The following is a 545-nucleotide window of genomic DNA, read 5'->3' as shown; positions in this document are numbered from 1 at the left end:
TATTTACGGCATGTTGAGAGTTGCTGCTGGAATCACAAGCGGGTTTACCGCATTTACTGTGAGTTGGCACTGAATCTGCGTATTAAACCGAGAAGAAGACTAAAACGGCACGCGCCTGAACCATTGAAAGAACCAATCCGAGAAAATCAGGTCTGGGCATTAGATTTTATGCATGATCAGCTGATCGATGGTCGAAAGTTCCGATTATTAAATGTGATTGATGACTACCGTCGAGAAGGCTTAGCGATTGAAGCAGGATTCTCATTACCTACAATCCGAGTTATTCGTACGTTGAATCAGTTGCTGGAGTGGCGAGAAAAGCCGTTAGTTATTCGGTGTGACAATGGCCCGGAGTTTATCAGTCATGAATTTGTACGCTGGGCAACTGAACAAGGTATTCGTATTGAATATATTCAACCAGGTAAGCCACAGCAGAATGCGTATATTGAACGTTATAATCGGACTATACGTTATAGCTGGCTAAGCAAGCATCTATTTGACACACTGGAAGAAGTACAAGATTATGCAACGAGTTGGCTGTGGCA

1 protein-coding gene is annotated in these 545 nt (G+C 43.1%); it reads left to right on the top strand.

What is annotated here, in order from left to right; all coding sequences use genetic code 11:
* Positions 1-545 (top strand): DDE-type integrase/transposase/recombinase (locus EQV24_RS23620; RefSeq protein ID WP_130627104.1); only part of this gene is annotated, 545 nt, incomplete at both ends.

It is taken from the genome of Enterobacter sp. A8 (assembly GCF_004296595.1).
GTDB lineage: Bacteria > Pseudomonadota > Gammaproteobacteria > Enterobacterales > Enterobacteriaceae > Enterobacter > Enterobacter cloacae.
This window is presented reverse-complemented; position numbering and strand designations above follow the sequence as displayed.